Raw genomic sequence first — 17,228 nt, 5'->3', positions numbered from 1 at the left:
GATTTTTGTCATATCACTTTCTCATTTCAAAAAGGCTTTCTATGGGTTCCAGAGGTGCACCGTTATTAATTAAATAAGTGACATAGCTATGTCTTAATTGATGAGGGTTAATGCTCTTCTTTATACCAGCTCGATTTAGAAACCCGTTTCATAATGTATCATTAGCTTATCTTCAGTTATTGCCCCCGTTTGTTGAATTACAATATCATCTTCTTATCATTTATTTCCTTTCATTTAGAACCGAAATTCTTAGCATTAAATAACTAATTGGAAGAGATAAAATCAAAGGTAAGGACGAACCTTCAAAATGCGGAATTGTATTGCTATTACTTCTATCTAACTCAAAATTTAAGAAATCAATATTAAATACAAAGCCAATTGAATACAGCACAATGGTACACACTAAAAAAGTAAATATAAATACTTTTAAACGTTTTAGAGTCATATTATCCCCCATTCTAATCCTCTAAATATATACGACCCTTTAATGAATAAGGTTTCATTCTACTTACAGTTATTGAAAAAAGTCTTCTTCAAAGAATTTAAAAACCCTTCTTCCACTAAACTGACCGTTAATGGAATAAACCATTTATCTATAAATTAACATAAAATTCCACAAAACCTTAAGGAAGTTCTCATAAATGAATAAAAAACGCACAGATAACCAATTACTGTGCGTTTTTTAGTGTGAATTTATTGAAAGTTATATACCTAATCAGATAGCGAATAGTGCTTTTATTTGGAGTTTTGTACTCCAAAACCGAACCCGTTAGGTTGTACCTCCACTTTTTTTAGTTCATTTTAATTTTCTTGATAAACTCAACGATTTTCTCATTGGCGAATGGTTTAATGGTTACTGTCTTTGTCTCTTTGGCTATCATTTCAGTGGATTTTTTTATATCGTTTTTATCCACCTTGGTGCCAAGTTTTTCATCCCAGCGTGCAGGTACTTTGTATACCTTAATCGTACCGTCTCCATTTCCGCTGTATGTGACGGCTCCGTCCACCACACGGGTACCCTTCAACATGACTACATCTTCGGGGTATGTGACGCTGACATCTTCGTGATTAGGGTTAATCGGAGCACCCGCAGGGATTTTTGTCACATACAATGTGTCTATCTGTTGATTTGGCCCCAGTTGATGCCAAACCCTTGCATATTCAATTTCTTCAGAAGAATAGTTGGATAAATCGACACCATCTTCCTTAGATCCATTATCATTATTAAGGGATAAGTCATCATTTGATTGATCGTCAGCTGATTCGCTTGAAGAATCATTGCTGGAATTATTTTGCTTCGAATTATCCGTTTCCTTTGAAGCCTCCGATTGACCCTCGACCTGATCCTCTGCATCTGTCTCTGACGAATTTTCATCCGTTTCAGAATCCACTGCGGATGTATCTTCTTCTTTATTTGCTTCTTTATCCCCAGAGCTGCACCCAGTGACTGCTAACACCATTAATAGCAGAGCTGCACAATAAAATAGCGCTCTAAATTTTTTCAAACCTACCCTTCCTTTCTCATCCTTAAAACTTTTATATCCTGAAACAATCTTGTTCATTCTCTCTCGGGTTTCTGAGAATGTTTTATGGGCTGCATTAACTCTGTTGTCTGCTATTCTTTAATCAGATAGCCAGTGATCAAAAACTTTTTGGATATCTTTGAGCTGAAATCTTTCTAGTATTAATCTATCAGTTTCTATATGTGAAGTTCCAAAATACTTAATCACTTAACACCTCATTATTTTTTTAAAAAAGCAATGCGTCTTTTTTTATATGATGCTAAATATGAAATCTGCATTATCTATTGGTTTTTCTTCATTAAGATAGAAATCTTCTGCTAACCAATATCTTCTTTTATATTTTTCAAGCCTTACTTGATAGTCACCCAGATACACATCTCGTCCTAAAACTCTCTTAAATCTCAATTCTTGAGTGCAATTAAGAAAAATCATAAAATCAAAGTAACTTCGCCATTCTTTTCTTTGTAAAAATACCCCCTCAAGAATCACAATTTCACTTGGCGGAACCGTCACTTTTTTATCAAACATAGTGTAAGTTGAATTATTATAAAAAGGTAAAGTTAAAAGATTAATATTACTATGCAACTTTTTGAACAATTCTGCTTGAATCAAATCAACATCCCATTGCAGATAATAATATTTGTACCATTATTGATGGCCGGTCTGGTAACGGTTCTCTCTTTCAACAATATAATCATCGATATGCAAAATTACAGTTTCACAATTAGCTACCTTTAATTCATTTTTGAGCTGTAAGGCAAGTGTGGTCTTCCCTGATTCACCTAATCCATCAATCCCTATGATAAACGGCCGGTCTTGCGAATATCGACATTTATACTGAGATATCAGAATTCTGATTAACTTAACTATTTCCATATTCATCCTCCCTAGGTTCTTTCAGTAACAACTCACTATTAGAAGAAAAATTTATCTCATTTCTCACCTATCCTCATTACCAATTGTTTCAAAAACATAGAGTTACAGCAACCCGATAAACTACTCTTATCATCAAATAAGGAGGGACAAGCATTATAGGAACTTACCAAAGGCTCTTAAAAACCCTTTAAAAAAGAAAATTTTTGTAGGAGAAACTCTTAGTGATTTTTCCACTATTTCTCCTTTATATTTAAAATAATTCCTAATTTGCTGCCTTCTGTTCGGTATCATATAAAACGGTAGTTTACGAGGATGAAACCACTTTACTTCTTCTGTTTCCGGGCCACCGTCAATCGGGGAACCACCTTCTAATTCCCCTAAAAATAAATGTTCCACATCGTTGTATTGGGGTTTATAATATTCCCCGATTTTCTGCTTAATAGAAATAATATAACCCGTTTCTTCTTCAGTTTCTCTAATAGCACAAATTGTTGTATCTTCACCTTTTTCTAGAGTCCCTCCAGGGAGATCCCATAGAGGATAATCTTTTCGCTTGGCTAACAAAATGTAGCCCTTTTGATTAATAACTATAGTAAAACATCCAGCAGTTTTAGACATAACACTTTTACCTGCTCTCTATTTATCAGTTGAATATCACTAATGATTACAAAATTCATTTTCCGTTAAAATATTTGAAATTTGTGTTTAACATTCATATATCCATTGTTTATTAACTATTAACGATAATCTTGTATCAACGTCACAGCGAATTCACCATCATAGGAAACCCAACTCACAGAATCAACATGAATATTATCATACGCTTCAGGCAGTTCAAGCATGATGTCTTCAGCGACCTCTTTCATGGCGATGGTTCGTTCATCATCCACAAAAGGGGAACCATTCTTAAAAACATCATCGATTTCTTCACCGTATTCTTTCGTATTAGGGAGTATATTGACTGTTAATTCCTTTCTTCCAATGTCTTCATTTTCCCAAGTACTCGTTTTATAATGAGCGTCACCAATCGGATAATTCTTATTCAAATAATTCGATACATCAAAACCTGTCTCATCATTTTCTGGTTCTCTCACTGTATCCAATTGATTATGAGAATTTTTGGAGGGTGTATTTTTATCCCCTTTAGATTCATGTATAGTAGGACTTTGATTTTTATTGGTTTCGGATTTATTTTCAGCTTTAGTTAACGGTTGAATTTTCTCATCCCTATACTCATTGTCATTTGTACTTTCTGATTGGTCTGGGTCAACTGCGTTTCTCTCTCCCTTATTAGTTGATACAGTAGATGACTTAACACTTTGATCAGAGTTTGAGCAAGCCCCTGACAGTACCACCAATACAGTCAGCAAAATACAAAAAGTTTTTTTGTTCATTATCAGCACTTCCTTCGAATACTTATTTGATGTCCCATAAATATCGGTAAATCACTCCGGTTATTGTAATCCAACAAACACTGGAGAAAGCTTACTTGCACCTAGAAACTATTTAAGAAAATATTCTCTTACTTCCTCCCAATTCTCCACACGAACATAACCAGTCTCATATTTATTATGAGGAGCAGAGAATAGAATACCTTCCCCCTTAAAATCCTTGAAATGCCTTGGGCTGTCATCTATCAAATAGTCTGCATGGATAATGCTTTTGTTCCCACAGAAGACAAAGTGCATTTCGGACAGAAATGGAAAATGTTCCTTTAGCCATTCATATTTTGCCGTGAAAGAATTCGGGTGTTCCATTGCAGCGGTCGTAATGAAAATTTCAAACGATTTACTAAGCTCTCTTATTACTTCCTGACTCCCTTTCATGACTTCCAAATCACGAAAAAATGCAGGGTCATCCACATAGCCAAGTATGTCATCAGCATCATTGGGACGAATTTCCCATAATCGTGTACCTGACAAATCGTCTTCAGTGAGGTTCTCATTGTACTCTACGTTATATAAATTTATATGTTTTTTATGGAAGTTAGCTATTACTTCATCCATGTCTATAGCGATTCGTTTCAATTAATATCTTCCTTTCTCACATCATAAAAAAGTAGCGTTACATATCTGATTAAACTACGAAAGTTCAATTGCAAGTAATTCAATTAATTCCTACACATGATTAACCGTTTCATCTGGTTGAACACTAAAATCTATTGTCTGGAAATTCGGTAACCATTGAACCCCTACAGTACGAACGTTTGCATTTTCACCGGCCATCTAATCGTTTATCCGCTTGTGGTTGATGATCAACTCAGGTTCCTTTAGGTCATTATTTAGTACAATCATATCCGCATATTTTTCAGGCTCACATTCTTCCAAGTACATGCGTGAAGCTGGATGATATCTTTCAAGGAAAATCTTCTTAGCACATTCCAATCCCCCTAAAGCATGTTGTTCCCTTAAGCTGCCTCTCTCCAGTGCGATGTCAAAGTCAGTCTTCACAAATATCATGAAATCAAGTTCTTCTCTCAAATCTTCCTTAAATAAAAACGTACCATCGATCATTAATACTGAGTTTTCTTGTGCGACTTTAAAAGACGTATCTACATATAAATCAGTAGACAAATCATGGGACTTTACACAGTATTGTCGATTTCCTCTTGGCCCCAAAGGCGCAAGAAGCTTCAAAAGTAAGGATTGATGATCATAAGCATCACCATAATATCCTTTAGCTGATCCTCTTCCATTTTGATATCGAATGGATTTTGGATTATGAAAATCATCCATCAGAGCTCTGATCACGTTCACGCCCTTCTGCTGTAATTGTTCAGTAAGTTCATTAGCCAAAGTAGTTTTGCCTGAAGAAGTAATACCGCTGATCCCGACTCTAAAAGGGAGACTCCCCTTTGTTGCGATAATTGTCTCTGTTATGGTATTCAAAACATCTCTTCTATTCATAAAAGCTCCTTTCAAAAAATTTTAATGATAGGTTTTGTTGTTTGTTTTGGTGGGGCAGAATACTTTTACCATCTATGCACACACACTGTACAATGTGATTCGACCCAATAAAACACTTTATGATAATATTTCACATTTCTGATTATTTAATATGCTAAATATGGATTGTTCATATCCAAAACGTTCGATGGTCCCCTCGAATCTCATACCTACCGAAACTAATAGCCTGCAAGATGCTTGATTCTGTGACTGTGTTTCAGCCACTACTTTATCTAATCCCATGGTCTGAAACCCATATCGCATTACCTCACTAACCACTTCTCTCGCAAACCCCTTCCCCCAGAACTCCGGTAAAAATTGATATCCGATTTCTGTTTGAACTCCATCATGATATGTATCAAGGAAAACCATCCCCATGAATTCCTGGGTGCTCTTATTGAAGATAGTCCAATAATGTTCCTTGTTAGGTGAATGTTGCATTTCTTCAAATCTATGTTTAAATGATTCTTCACTAACTGTTCCACCTAAATATTTTCGTACATGCTCATTGTCATATAATTTTTTAATACAGTAGGTATCACTATCATTTAATATGTGTAACTCGCATCTTTCTGTGAACACCATATTCACCATTCCTTTCTATATTCATATACGAATTAACTAGTTTAATCGGCCTGAATTAACCTTAAACTCTTATTCTCTTTTCTCATTATTGTTTTCCAAAGATTCGTATAAATTATATACTTTATGGTATTATCTGTATAATGAATAATTCAAATTGCAATAATCGGAGTTTCCGATAGTAAAGGAGTTGCTTGATATAGATAGAGAACAGATCCAGACATTTATCACTCTGGTTACATATAAAAATTTCACAAAGAGTGCTGAAATGCTGCACGTTGCCCAATCAACCATTTCAGCAAGACTCAAGAATCTAGAAACTGATATTGGCAAAACATTATTTAACAGAACTAATAGAGGCGTTCAGCTTACCACTGCTGGCCATACGTTTTTACCTTATGCAAAGAGATTGTATGAGTTGTTTGAGGAAAGTAAGAAGAAAGTATCGTCAAATGATCATTTCTCAGAACGATTAGTTGTGGGAGGACCATCCTCTGCTTGGAACTATATTTTCGGAGATGCACTATCTACTTTCACCTCTTTACATAGAGACGTGGCTTTAGAGCTAAAAACTCATTCTTCAGAAAACACAATCAGCAAAGTACTGGATGGAATTATTGATGTTGGAGTATCTTATACCAAGCCAACACACTTAAATTTACAAATTCATAAGCAAATTGAGGATAAATACATATTTGTATCCAAATGTAAGGATAGCGGTATCAAAACATTTGAAGATTTAGTCAGCAGGGATTTCATTTTAAACAATTGGGGAGAATCATTTATAGACTGGTTTATAAACTTTACCGGCGCTAACTATTCACCTGCAATTTTAATGAACCAGACCTCGATTATACTGAAAATGCTTCAAGATCATAACTATTTTACAATCATGCCCTCCAAGATAGCGGAACCTTCCATTCAGAACGGTCATCTGTACCCTATAGAGTATCAATTCGACTATGAACTGCCTTCCCACCAAATATATATATTTACATTAAAGAACCTTGAAAATCCTCATTCTGTAAAGAACATCTTATCCTTAATGTAGTTAACAGAGGGGGATTCCCAATCCATTCAAAAAGATATGTTGGCTCAGTAGTAGTTGTAAATAAGGAATCTAGCTGGATTAGTTCTTTTTGGCGAAAAGGTTAAAATGAGAGGGAATGCCACTCCCCTCTTTAAGAATGGGGCAAGATCTCTGTCCTTCAAGACATCCTGTACACTCAACCATCAACCTACACTTTTTTTTAAACTAGACCAATTGTATTGGTAACTGTGCTTTATAGGTTTCATTCAATTCAACATTGAAAGATCCATCTATTTTACTAGCATGTGAAAATTCCTCGACTTGCCCCCTAAATCAATCTTCAATTAACCTGGCCCTTTAATCGAATAAACGAAAAGCTGAAGATCAGTTGCCATTCTTCAGCTTTTGCCCCGTTAGTGGAAGAAAGTAAACTATTTAATTTATAAGTCGCATCTGTTTTATTTGTGTTTTAATTCTATCCAATCTTTTCTTGAATCTATTTCTGTTGTCATCGAGTAATTGAATGTCTAACAGGGATGCAATTGTTTCCACTACACTTTCAATTGTCAATTTGTCAGTTTCTATTCGATGTTTAAATATATCATTTGATAACCCTTGAATACATCTATCTATTTGTCTTTCTCCCCATGAATTTTTTCTCTCACCCCTGCTTCGTAATCTCTTTTGTAATGTGCCCTTAGAAGCCCAAAGTACAAAATGATTGACTATCACTCCATTTTCCCTTAGTTTCCCTACAATTTCTTCAAAATACTGTGGATTTACTAAGGTCATAGGAACAATGATAACCCCGTCATATGCACTATCTATGTATTTTAATGTAGTGTAATTTAACTCTCGCCAGATACAATAATCTTGGAAGTCTCCTTTTCTAATTTCTTTGGGTATATTCCTGTTAATAAAATAACCTATATTTTCCGGGTCATAGACAAGAGAATTAGGAATCCTTCTTTGTAATTCGTATGAAGTCTGAGTTTTTCCAGACCCAAATGCTCCATTCATCCAAATAATCACTATAATCACCCCTTTTCTATATTGAATAATTCCTCCTTATGAAACATAATTTCCTTCTTCAACAAAACTCCGTTTCGATGAAGAAGGCAGCAGCCGGAGATCGATTGGCTAATCTTTATTTCTTGTCCCTTTTAATGGATTAAGCAGCCGACACTTTTTGTTTTAAGAAGATATACTGTTCAGCATTTGTATGAGCAAATGCTTCTTCTCTAGTTGAAAGTAAATCCATAAATAATGAACGACACGATTTAACAGCTTCTCAATTTAATGAAATAATAAATAATAAATAGTTATAATAATGCAATCCCATCTAGAACTTGGGTTTTCCTTATTTCCCCTCCCAAAATATCTTGTACCACTAATGCAGTAACCCCACATTGTCCTTTTATAATGAATAATTCCGTTCATCATGCCAGGTGTATAATATTCACTCTAGAAAATCATGTATCAATCTCCTGTTTATCTCCATATCTAACTCTAATACTGCTCCAACACCTGAATATCTTTCATTGGTAAATGTATTATCATTGGGTATTCTCAATGTTTCTACATTCTTCCTTCCTTCGGTTATTGTAGAAGTGGCCAATGATAATAATAACTGTTTCTTAATATTTGTCTTCACATAATTTTGCGTGATCCCAATAGTTTTGGGAATTTTCAAAAGTCCATTAATATCTGTGTATTCATTAACTAATGATTGTAAAACTTCTTGTTGCCTCCGTACTCTTCCAAAATCACTTTCAATATCTTTTCTAAATCTTGAATAGCTTAACAACTGATCTCCATGTAAATTTTGAGGTCCAGCAGACAAAGGTGGGCTAATGCCTTTTGACATCGCTTTCTCTACATTGACCTCTACCCCCTTTGGAAATATCTCATCAACTACTTCAATAAATCCATTAAAATCTATCATGGCGTAATATTGTACATCAATGTCAAAATTGTACTTTATAGTCTTCCTTAATAGTTCTGGTCCTCCAAAAGCATATGCTGCATTAATTTTGTTATATCCATGTTGAGGTATTTTAACGTAAGAATCTCGCATAATAGACACTAATTTCGACTGACCCGTTTCCAGATTATGCTGAGCAAGCATAATGGTATCAGTTCTCGATGATGACTGATGCCCTCTTGCATCAACTCCAAGCAGTAAAACATTGGCTATTTTCAAGTCTGAGTTTACATCCGCTCCATTAAATTCTATTTCTTCACTTGAAAGGGTCGATTCGCCACTACTACTCCCAATTTGGTACTGTATAAGGATGTAAATTGAAACTGCAAGTATAATTATAAAAGAGATAAGGAAAGAAGAGACAAGGAATTTATTTGCTCTCTTCTTCTTTTTATTTTTCCTTAATTCAGTATATTCAAATCTGCTATAATTCATAAAAAATCACCTTTTTACTTATTATTAAATTCCTCCAAAACCATGATTCCATATTTTTCAGGTACAACCATTTATCATGAAAGGTACTCAGTCATTACAGGACCATATTCCTAGTAATAATGAATTTCCAGTAATACAATTCAGCCCCTCATTTAATAGTAGGTTCATTCTTTCCAATATGTTCGTTTAAAATATTTGATGTTTTCTCCAGTATTTCTTTTTTTATTTGTTTATAGTAAATTCCATTAATATTTTTTTCTTCAGTCCCAGCTTCTATATCTATCGCTCGTATAGATTCATGTCTATTTCCTAAAGGAGCCAAATAGTTTAAAGTTTCCTCGTCTAAATTGTTTTCTCCCTTTTCCATTAGAGTTTTAAATTGTTTAAAAGACACTTTCTCTAACGAAATTACAAGCTCTTTAGGAGAGATGAATTTTCCCTCATCATCTATGCTATGACCCATTACGTTATATATATCTTGTTTAGGAACAATCGAATAATAATCTATTGGTATCTTGAATAGATGAGATACGGTATTCAATACAGCTTCAGGATTAGAATTTACAGGTAAAGCATGAATAATCTTGTCTTTTTCAACAATATCTCCTTCTCCGTTAAATATATTGATATATAGGTCCGGAGGAAGTGGTACCAGTTTCATACTGTTATTATGGCTGTTAAATGTTAAAAGGATTGTGAGATTATTTCTGTGATTTGTTGAATCTTCCCCTATTAAAAGTGCCGAAAATGAGACTTCCTCCTTTGGAGAAGTTGCTGGTATAGTTGAATTCTCTTGGTTAGCCTCATTACTAACTTGAAGGTTAGGGGATAAAAGGATAGTTACTAAGACTATTATTAGTGATGTGCTTAAAATGGGCATTACTTTTCGTTTATAATTAAAAAAACGATTTTTGTTTTGTGTTCTATTCTTAATTTTTTTTAATGTTTTCTCCCTATCTTCTTTTGTATAAGTTAACTCTGAATCTTTCATATAAGAAAATGTTTTCTTATTAAACTTATTCAATTTGGTTTTCCTCCTCCATTCTTATTTTCAAACGAGTTTTAGCCCTAACTAACCTTGTTTTAATAGTATTAATATTATTTTCAGTTAGCTCTGAAATTTCGTTAATTGTTAAGGATTGATAATAATATAAATATATGACTTCTCGATACTTTGTAGGTAATGAAAAAATGATCTTCTTTATTGCCTCTTGTTTTTCCTGGTTGAGCACTTTCTCTTCTGGAGAGGGCAGAAGAGATTTAATAGAAGACCCTAAGTAATCTTTTATATAAACTTTTTTATAATTCCAACTCCTTAGGTAATCCTTGCTTTTGTTAATTGTAATTCTGTAAAGCCACGTTTTAATTGAAGATTCATACCGAAAAGCACCTAGATTTTCGTAACATTTAATAAATACCTCTTGGACCACATCCTTTGCTGCTTCCTTTTCTTTAACATAATGAAAAGCTAATCCTACCAATTCACTACCATACTTAATCATTATCTCTTCTAAAATAATTTCTTTTCTCCAGCTTTCCATAACTCGCCCTCTTTGCAAAAATATTCGCCTTTTAGACGGACAACAGTAATAAATTGTTTCAAAAAATAATATATTTTTAATTTTTTTATAATCTATAAGACACTCATGAATTCATTGTATAGTGATCTTTTTCTAAGTCTTAGGGATATTATTTTATCTTGAATTCTTTTTGGTGACTGTGTAGTACATGGAATATAAATAAAATGAGAAAACTTTAAGTTATAAAAATACAGGGTTTACTTATGAGGTGCCAAGCTACACATTACAGGTTAAATCTCAAAAGACAATACTCACCAAGACTTCCACACCACAATTCACACTATATATTCACAGTTAAAAAGGCTTAGAGATGAAGTTTCTCTAAACCTTTTTCAATTTCTGTTTCTTTATTAAACTAACGCCCCCGTTAGTTGAATAATCACCAATCCTGACTATATCTTTTACTACTAAAACAGAGACATTTTCACAGTTCTTAATGGAGTAAGTTTCATTGTCTTCCATTATAAAAACGCAAATAAATTATGAACATCTGTATGTATATGTAAACGTAAATGATTCCTAATCCTATGACGAACTCTTTTGGCACTTTAGACTTTTCCAAGGTATGGTCAATTCCTAGCCGAAACGCATATGAACTAGCTTTTCGCAAATGCCAAGGTGAGGTGACTATAACAGCTTTTTTCAGCCCTCTCTCATGCATGATTTCTCGCGATTTCACCAAATTTTCATAAGTGCCCCTCGCCTTTGTTTCTCGTATAATTTGGCTACCATCCACGCCTAATTCCACTAAGGCTCTTGCCATGATTTCTGCCTCAACATGGTTATTTGCGACAGATGCTCCCGAACAAATAACTACTTCAGCAATTCCAGTGTGATAGAGGTCCGCTGCTTTATTGATTCGTTCTCGTAAAATTGGATTCATTCTTCCATCCTTTTTTGCGGGATAACCAAGTACAATCATAGCATTTCTTTTTTGCCCATGATTATAACCCGCTTTGTTAAAATGCTTACGAATAAATATAACCCCTACCATAAGGCACATAAAAATTAAGCATAAAATATACAAGCCTATCATTTAACATATCTCCTCTGACATTCTCTCCTATCAATCGACAGATAATATACTTTGTATTGGGTGCACATCGGATTTAATAACAATCATTTGTTCAATTAAACTGCTAAATAATTGAAGAAGAACCGGATCTATAGCTGACCTTAAGTTGTGCCTCGTTACTTTAACAAAATTTTTCTAAGGGATTTTGTATTATCTTTATCTAACTCGCCATAACTCTGGTTCTCATTATTGCTGACAATCGTTGCTGTACCTGTATTTTCATTAAACCAAATTTCATATTCAACTAATCTTTCAGGCATGTTTTTATCATACTCATAAAACAATGTCGCTTTTACTTCTGGATTTCTAGCCATGTTAACCACTTGATCTTCCCATTTAATATCTTCAAATTTTTTCTTTAACAACTCAATCGATACATTATCTGTTATCATTAGAACTTCTTCGTAATCTCCTTCTTTAACAACCTTTTGAACATCCACTCTTGTTAGTTCTCCTTTTTCTTGTCCAGAACAAGCGGCTAAAAAGATGATTACAAAAAGCAAAATAATGCTCATTATTTTTTTCATATTTCTACACCTCCATAAAATTAGAAGTTTTCTCAATAGAATAGTTCTATTTTTATTAAACTATCCTGCCCGATTGTTGAATATAGAAAAAACAACACCTATTAGTTACGAATTGATTTATTTACCTCTTCTTTTAGAAACTCGAGTAGCACCAAAGACTATTATTATTAGAGAAATAGGAAGAGTGTACAAGTCATTTATAGGAGTTAAGTACCCAAAGAAGAATATAATAATTGCTGATATTATCAGACCAATACCCATATTTAAACTCCTTTTTAAGGAATAGTTTTCTTACATTACACTGCCCGATAACGGAATAAAGAAAAAAGCCGGAGATCTGCTGCCTTATCTTCAGATAACACACCCTATAATTAAAAATAGTTATTAGTGTGATACTAGGTTAGTTGCAAGGTAAATAGCCATAAATATACTAAAAGACCCTAATACAAAAAGAATTGTAAGGACTACTCTTCTACCTATTTCTCCAATGAAGTAGACATTCACTAAAATATAATAGGTTATAGCACTCCCACCAACAAATAGTGAAAATTCTTTGGTGTAATCGGATGAAGGGAGTGGATTTGTTAGATTAGTTAATGCTAATCCAGCGAAACTGAAAATGCCTATTACGTTTAGTAATTTCCTCATACTCATTTCTTCTTTGGTCACCACTCGAACGTTTGAGATGTTTGGACATTAATTTCCAAAATGACACCCCCTTGTGTAATACTTTAATAACTATACGGATTTTTCGAAATAAAGTTTCAATCCAATATGTTGTTTCTTCAATAAACCTGCCCGATTGTTGAATAAGCTTGTAACTGCAGTAACATGAGGTCAATGGCTGTACTTCATTTATTGTTGTAATTTAATTTCCTTTACAACCAAGTTCCCAAACGTTTGTATATCCTGTATGTAATCAAAATTTTTATTCTCATATGTATATAAACTGTTATACATTCTTACAGCAACAACATTAAATTGTGGAATGACAAGACAAGCACAACCAGAAGCGCCAAGTATTTGATAGCTCCCTTCTGGTAATTCTGATCCTAGTTCATTATAGTCACAGAAAACTTTATTATCTTTCAACCACCAAAAGAAACCAAACTTAGGCAGTTTCAGTTCAACTGATTCAGGACTTTGAGTTGTGGTAGAAAGGTAAAATACTTCTTTCGGCAAGATTTGTTTTCCATCCATAAACCCTTTATTCAAATGAAAACTCCCCCATAAAGCCAGTTCTCTACTACTAACATATAAATTTCTTTCATCCCCAATGTTTGACCCAATCCTAATAGAAGGATAACTGCCTGGAGTATGTATGTCACATACTAAAGAGCTTTTCCCCTCGGTCGCCCACTCTGTACTTTTCAAGCCCAAAGGTTTAAAAACCTTCTCAGTAAGTATTTGATTAACTGTTTTTCCGGTAGCTTGCCTGACGATTTTAGCTAATAAGTCAGGACGTTTCCCTTCAATGTTGGTTCCTAAATCAAATACCCTTTGAACCTGTTCATCCTTAATCTTTAAACCAGTACACCTGGTTATCAGATGTCTAACCGTCGTCTCACCTAAAACTTCTTTATCCAATTCATTAAAATAGTCACTGATTTTATCCTCAAGTTTTAAGAATCCTTCAAACACAGCTATTGCAGCTGCTAAACCTACGTATGTAACCCTAGTTGAATATACGTTAAATTGTGAGGAGCTATCTATATTCCTAGCTCCCGTTTCAAAATGATGGGTACCAGAATACCACTCGTGTACGATTTCGTTGTCCTTCATAATGACTAACCCTGCCCCAGACGCGTGCATCTTCTCTTTAATTTCTTCAGTATATTTAGTTATATTTTTAAAGGTCGTCTTATTGGATAATCCCTTCAAATTTACCACCTACTTCTTTTTATTCGTCCCTAAAATGTGCTACTTAACTATCTATTCAACAAAAAGATGCGTAAACCTGCGCGCCATATTAAACCAGTACTTTTTCCGATTAACCTGCCCAATAATTGAATAAGGACGATATCCGGATCAATTAACTAATCTTCATCCTTAAGTTAACGAAAGCTTACTTGTTATTTTTAAGCATACGTTTAATAGTTCTAATCTGGCCGCGGTGGTTGATTTCATCTTCAAATACGTGAAACCAGAGGTAATAATTATTATAAGGAACACCATCATCCCATTCCTTTTCCTTACATAACCAATCATCAGTTAAACCTTTGAATTGCGTTATTGTCTTCTCTCTGACTTTGGACATTTCCTCTATAAAATAATCCACTGAATTCTTTTTAATTGTTTGCCTTGCCCCTTGACCTAGTTCTAATGCAGTTTTCCATTGTTTAAGCTCCAACTCATTAATATCTCGGTTTTCAAAGGATATAACCTGATGAACAAATTCTATTGATGCGATATGAAGTAAAAGCGAACCAATAGAATTCGAACCTTCATCTACCAAATAATCTAATTCTTCTTGACTTAATTCCCTTATCTCTTCTAAAGTAACTGCTCTCGTATGTTCTAACATAGATGCAAGTTCACCAATCTTTGGTGAGAACTTTTCAATGGTTTTAATCCGATAATCAATCACGCAACTACCTCCTAACAAATATATTTTAAGGTTACCAATTAATTGAAATAAATAAAGACTGATATTATTTGGAAATTAATGTTACAATGTAATTAGATACAGAAAAGGCAGCCAAAGTTTATTGGCTGCCTTTTCCGTTATTCTGCCCAATATTTAAAAAGGGCAATAGCCGGATCAATTAGATGATCTTCAGTTATTGCCCCCTATAATTGAATAAAGCTGCTTACTGCTTCAAACATTCATCATATAATAACTCCATAGCTTCAATAATCTTACTGTCAGCAACTTGACTGTTAAATCTATTAGGTAAATTAATCGCACCTAATGCAAAGATATAAGGATTCTCATTAAAGTCACCCATTACTCCGATATCAACAGCAACATTCTCTAATCCACCAGTCATATGGTTCAGGCGATGTGCTGGTATATGTTTTATATCTCCCTTTTGTCTAACTAATCCATTAATAATAGGTGCCCATAACAGAGGTTGAGTTTTGTAACCTTGATAGATATGTATAATCAAATCGATCATTTCGTTTATTTGAGCCTTATTTTTAACATCCCTTGGGTTTTCAGTAACATTTATTGTAGGATAATAAGACTGAATGGACTGATTTAACTTTTCCCAGCCTCCACAAAAATTAACAATACATCTAGCTATATAGCTATCGTGACACGCAATCATTACTTCTACCGCCTCCCTCAAAGGAAGCGTACGTCTGTTTTGTAGATGAGGATAAAGTTCTTTGCTATCTTCTTCTGGATTAAATGATACTTCTTCAACAGTAGCGTCCCAATTAACCAAACCATCATCTACCCATTTTGCTACACAAAATGCTATTGCTACTTTTGCTACTGAGGCGAGGGGGCTTATTAGTTCACTATTTAAAGCGATAATTTGTTTCCTTTCTTTAGTGGAATATATAGTTATCCCTACTTCCCCAACATCTATTTCTTTAAGTTTTTCTATAACTTTATTCAATTTTTTCACCTACTTAGTATTTTCTTGACCTTTACACAAATATTCCATTAACCTGCCCTTTAACTGAACAAGATAAAATCACTGAAGATCAGTTGTCCAATCGATCTTTGGCTATAATCTTTGCTACTTTAAGTGAGATAACTCACAAACTGCTTATTTAGATGACTACTTAGCTGAATTCAATGTCACTTCAACAATTTCTGGACGATTAAAAATCCTGATAGGAATTATACTGTTTCCCAGTCCTCTATTGACAATCATTGTTGTATTCTCCGACTCATACTTACCAGATGTATATTTTGGAAATAAGCCTTGGTTTGGAGCAATTAAACCTCCGACGAAAGGAATTCTAAATTGTCCGCCGTGAGCGTGACCTGAAAAAACTACATCAAAACCATATTCACTATAAAGAGAAAGCATTTCGGGTCTATGCGATAATAGAATTTGAAAATGGTCATCTCCTTCTATTTCACCAATTGACTTTACGATATTCTCTTCCGATTTGGCTCTTTCCCCATAAGATTCTCCTATATTCGCTGGGTCATCAATTCCTATAATATTAATTTTGTCAGGGCCAACAATGATTTCTTCTAATGTATTTCTCATCACCTTTACACCAATGCTATTTAATCTTTCTTCTAATGGCTCAAATTTCCCAGACCACCATTCGTGATTACCAGTCACATAATAAACTGGTGCAATTTGAACCAATCTTTCCATCAATATTAGACTTGTCTCCTCGTCATACCTATCTGAATCTATTAAGTCACCTGTAAATACAATTAAATCTGGTTCTAAATTGTTTACTTTTTTTACTAAGTTGGTTTGGTTATTTCCAAAAGACTTATTGTGTAGGTCAGATAATTGAACAATTTTGTATTTATCAAAATTTTGCGGAATCTTTTCTGAGCTAATTGTATATTTACTTATTACAATAGAATTGTTTTGAAAATATGAAAAGTAAATTAACAAAGCGATTCCAATCAGAAAGTATAACCATTTCTTTTTAGTTTTTTTCTTCAACCTTTACCTCCAATTACATCCATCACTTAAGTATTGTATAACTTTTCTATCCCGTTACTTGAACAAATTGCGGCTGCTT

The 17,228-nt window shown here is 33.9% G+C and carries 21 protein-coding genes; 1 reads left to right on the top strand and 20 read right to left on the bottom strand.

Going from position 1 to position 17,228, the window contains the following annotated elements:
- Nucleotides 1–13: 13 nt before the first annotated feature.
- The 9 genes from ACOSV2_RS05445 to ACOSV2_RS05405 form a co-directional block, all read right to left on the bottom strand.
- Complete coding sequence (locus tag ACOSV2_RS05445) at nt 14–112, bottom strand: hypothetical protein (RefSeq protein ID WP_428974288.1); 99 nt, start codon at nt 110–112, stop codon at nt 14–16.
- Nucleotides 113–791: 679 nt separating this feature from the next.
- Nucleotides 792–1,505, bottom strand: a complete 714-nt coding sequence (locus tag ACOSV2_RS05440) for a hypothetical protein (protein WP_428974239.1) — start codon at nt 1,503–1,505, stop codon at nt 792–794.
- A gap of 267 nt (nt 1,506–1,772) precedes the next feature.
- The gene (locus ACOSV2_RS05435) at nt 1,773–2,135 is read right to left on the bottom strand and encodes a hypothetical protein (RefSeq protein WP_428974238.1); all 363 of its coding nucleotides are present in this window, start codon (nt 2,133–2,135) and stop codon (nt 1,773–1,775) included.
- Nucleotides 2,136–2,171: 36 nt separating this feature from the next.
- Nucleotides 2,172–2,399 carry a hypothetical protein gene (locus ACOSV2_RS05430; RefSeq protein WP_428974237.1) on the bottom strand — a complete coding sequence of 76 codons (228 nt, stop codon included), beginning with the start codon at nt 2,397–2,399 and terminating at the stop codon, nt 2,172–2,174.
- A gap of 153 nt (nt 2,400–2,552) precedes the next feature.
- Nucleotides 2,553–3,017 carry an NUDIX hydrolase gene (locus ACOSV2_RS05425; protein ID WP_428974236.1) on the bottom strand — a complete coding sequence of 155 codons (465 nt, stop codon included), beginning with the start codon at nt 3,015–3,017 and terminating at the stop codon, nt 2,553–2,555.
- A gap of 119 nt (nt 3,018–3,136) precedes the next feature.
- Nucleotides 3,137–3,793 carry a hypothetical protein gene (locus ACOSV2_RS05420; RefSeq protein WP_428974235.1) on the bottom strand — a complete coding sequence of 219 codons (657 nt, stop codon included), beginning with the start codon at nt 3,791–3,793 and terminating at the stop codon, nt 3,137–3,139.
- Between the two features lie 108 nt (nt 3,794–3,901).
- The gene (locus ACOSV2_RS05415; RefSeq protein WP_428974234.1) at nt 3,902–4,426 is read right to left on the bottom strand and encodes a 5' nucleotidase, NT5C type; all 525 of its coding nucleotides are present in this window, start codon (nt 4,424–4,426) and stop codon (nt 3,902–3,904) included.
- Nucleotides 4,427–4,624: 198 nt separating this feature from the next.
- Complete coding sequence (locus ACOSV2_RS05410; protein WP_428974233.1) at nt 4,625–5,305, bottom strand: hypothetical protein; 681 nt, start codon at nt 5,303–5,305, stop codon at nt 4,625–4,627.
- A 117-nt stretch (nt 5,306–5,422) separates the two neighbouring features.
- Entirely contained in the window at nt 5,423–5,929 is a 507-nt protein-coding gene (locus ACOSV2_RS05405; RefSeq protein ID WP_428974232.1) for a GNAT family N-acetyltransferase, read from the bottom strand.
- A gap of 187 nt (nt 5,930–6,116) precedes the next feature.
- Here ACOSV2_RS05405 and ACOSV2_RS05400 point away from each other — a divergent pair, with 187 nt between their 5' ends.
- The gene (locus ACOSV2_RS05400) at nt 6,117–6,977 is read left to right on the top strand and encodes a LysR family transcriptional regulator (RefSeq protein WP_428974231.1); all 861 of its coding nucleotides are present in this window, start codon (nt 6,117–6,119) and stop codon (nt 6,975–6,977) included.
- Between the two features lie 414 nt (nt 6,978–7,391).
- On the opposite strand, the gene ACOSV2_RS05395 is transcribed toward ACOSV2_RS05400, so the two are convergent.
- The 11 genes from ACOSV2_RS05395 to ACOSV2_RS05345 all read right to left on the bottom strand — a co-directional run bounded on the left by ACOSV2_RS05395 (nt 7,392) and on the right by ACOSV2_RS05345 (nt 17,149).
- A complete protein-coding gene (locus ACOSV2_RS05395) occupies nt 7,392–7,988 on the bottom strand; it encodes an AAA family ATPase (protein ID WP_428974230.1) in 597 nt (198 codons plus the stop codon).
- Nucleotides 7,989–8,278: 290 nt separating this feature from the next.
- A complete protein-coding gene (locus tag ACOSV2_RS05390) occupies nt 8,279–8,347 on the bottom strand; it encodes a hypothetical protein (protein ID WP_428974287.1) in 69 nt (22 codons plus the stop codon).
- 68 nt (nt 8,348–8,415) lie between these two features.
- Nucleotides 8,416–9,375: an LCP family protein gene (locus ACOSV2_RS05385; protein WP_428974229.1), complete on the bottom strand. Its 960-nt coding sequence runs from the start codon at nt 9,373–9,375 to the stop codon at nt 8,416–8,418.
- Between the two features lie 148 nt (nt 9,376–9,523).
- Nucleotides 9,524–10,399, bottom strand: a complete 876-nt coding sequence (locus ACOSV2_RS05380) for an LCP family glycopolymer transferase (protein WP_428974228.1) — start codon at nt 10,397–10,399, stop codon at nt 9,524–9,526.
- Nucleotides 10,392–10,916 (bottom strand): sigma-70 family RNA polymerase sigma factor, encoded by a 525-nt coding sequence (locus ACOSV2_RS05375; protein WP_428974227.1) that lies wholly within the window; start codon nt 10,914–10,916, stop codon nt 10,392–10,394. The genes ACOSV2_RS05380 and ACOSV2_RS05375 overlap by 8 nt, the downstream gene beginning before the upstream one ends.
- A 487-nt stretch (nt 10,917–11,403) precedes the next feature.
- On the bottom strand, nt 11,404–11,991 hold the full coding sequence (locus ACOSV2_RS05370; protein WP_428974226.1) for a YdcF family protein: 588 nt from the start codon (nt 11,989–11,991) through the stop codon (nt 11,404–11,406).
- Between the two features lie 155 nt (nt 11,992–12,146).
- Nucleotides 12,147–12,557 carry a hypothetical protein gene (locus ACOSV2_RS05365; protein WP_428974225.1) on the bottom strand — a complete coding sequence of 137 codons (411 nt, stop codon included), beginning with the start codon at nt 12,555–12,557 and terminating at the stop codon, nt 12,147–12,149.
- 855 nt (nt 12,558–13,412) lie between these two features.
- Complete coding sequence (locus ACOSV2_RS05360) at nt 13,413–14,438, bottom strand: serine hydrolase domain-containing protein (protein WP_428974224.1); 1,026 nt, start codon at nt 14,436–14,438, stop codon at nt 13,413–13,415.
- Between the two features lie 184 nt (nt 14,439–14,622).
- On the bottom strand, nt 14,623–15,144 hold the full coding sequence (locus ACOSV2_RS05355; RefSeq protein WP_428974223.1) for a DinB family protein: 522 nt from the start codon (nt 15,142–15,144) through the stop codon (nt 14,623–14,625).
- Between the two features lie 223 nt (nt 15,145–15,367).
- The gene (locus tag ACOSV2_RS05350; RefSeq protein WP_299741946.1) at nt 15,368–16,126 is read right to left on the bottom strand and encodes a serine hydrolase; all 759 of its coding nucleotides are present in this window, start codon (nt 16,124–16,126) and stop codon (nt 15,368–15,370) included.
- Nucleotides 16,127–16,291: 165 nt separating this feature from the next.
- A complete protein-coding gene (locus ACOSV2_RS05345) occupies nt 16,292–17,149 on the bottom strand; it encodes a metallophosphoesterase (protein WP_428974222.1) in 858 nt (285 codons plus the stop codon).
- Between the last annotated feature and the right edge of the window lie 79 nt (nt 17,150–17,228).

The organism is Rossellomorea sp. DUT-2 (assembly GCF_052665285.1).
Note: the sequence above shows the minus strand (reverse complement) of the source record. Positions and strands in the feature narration are given on the sequence as shown.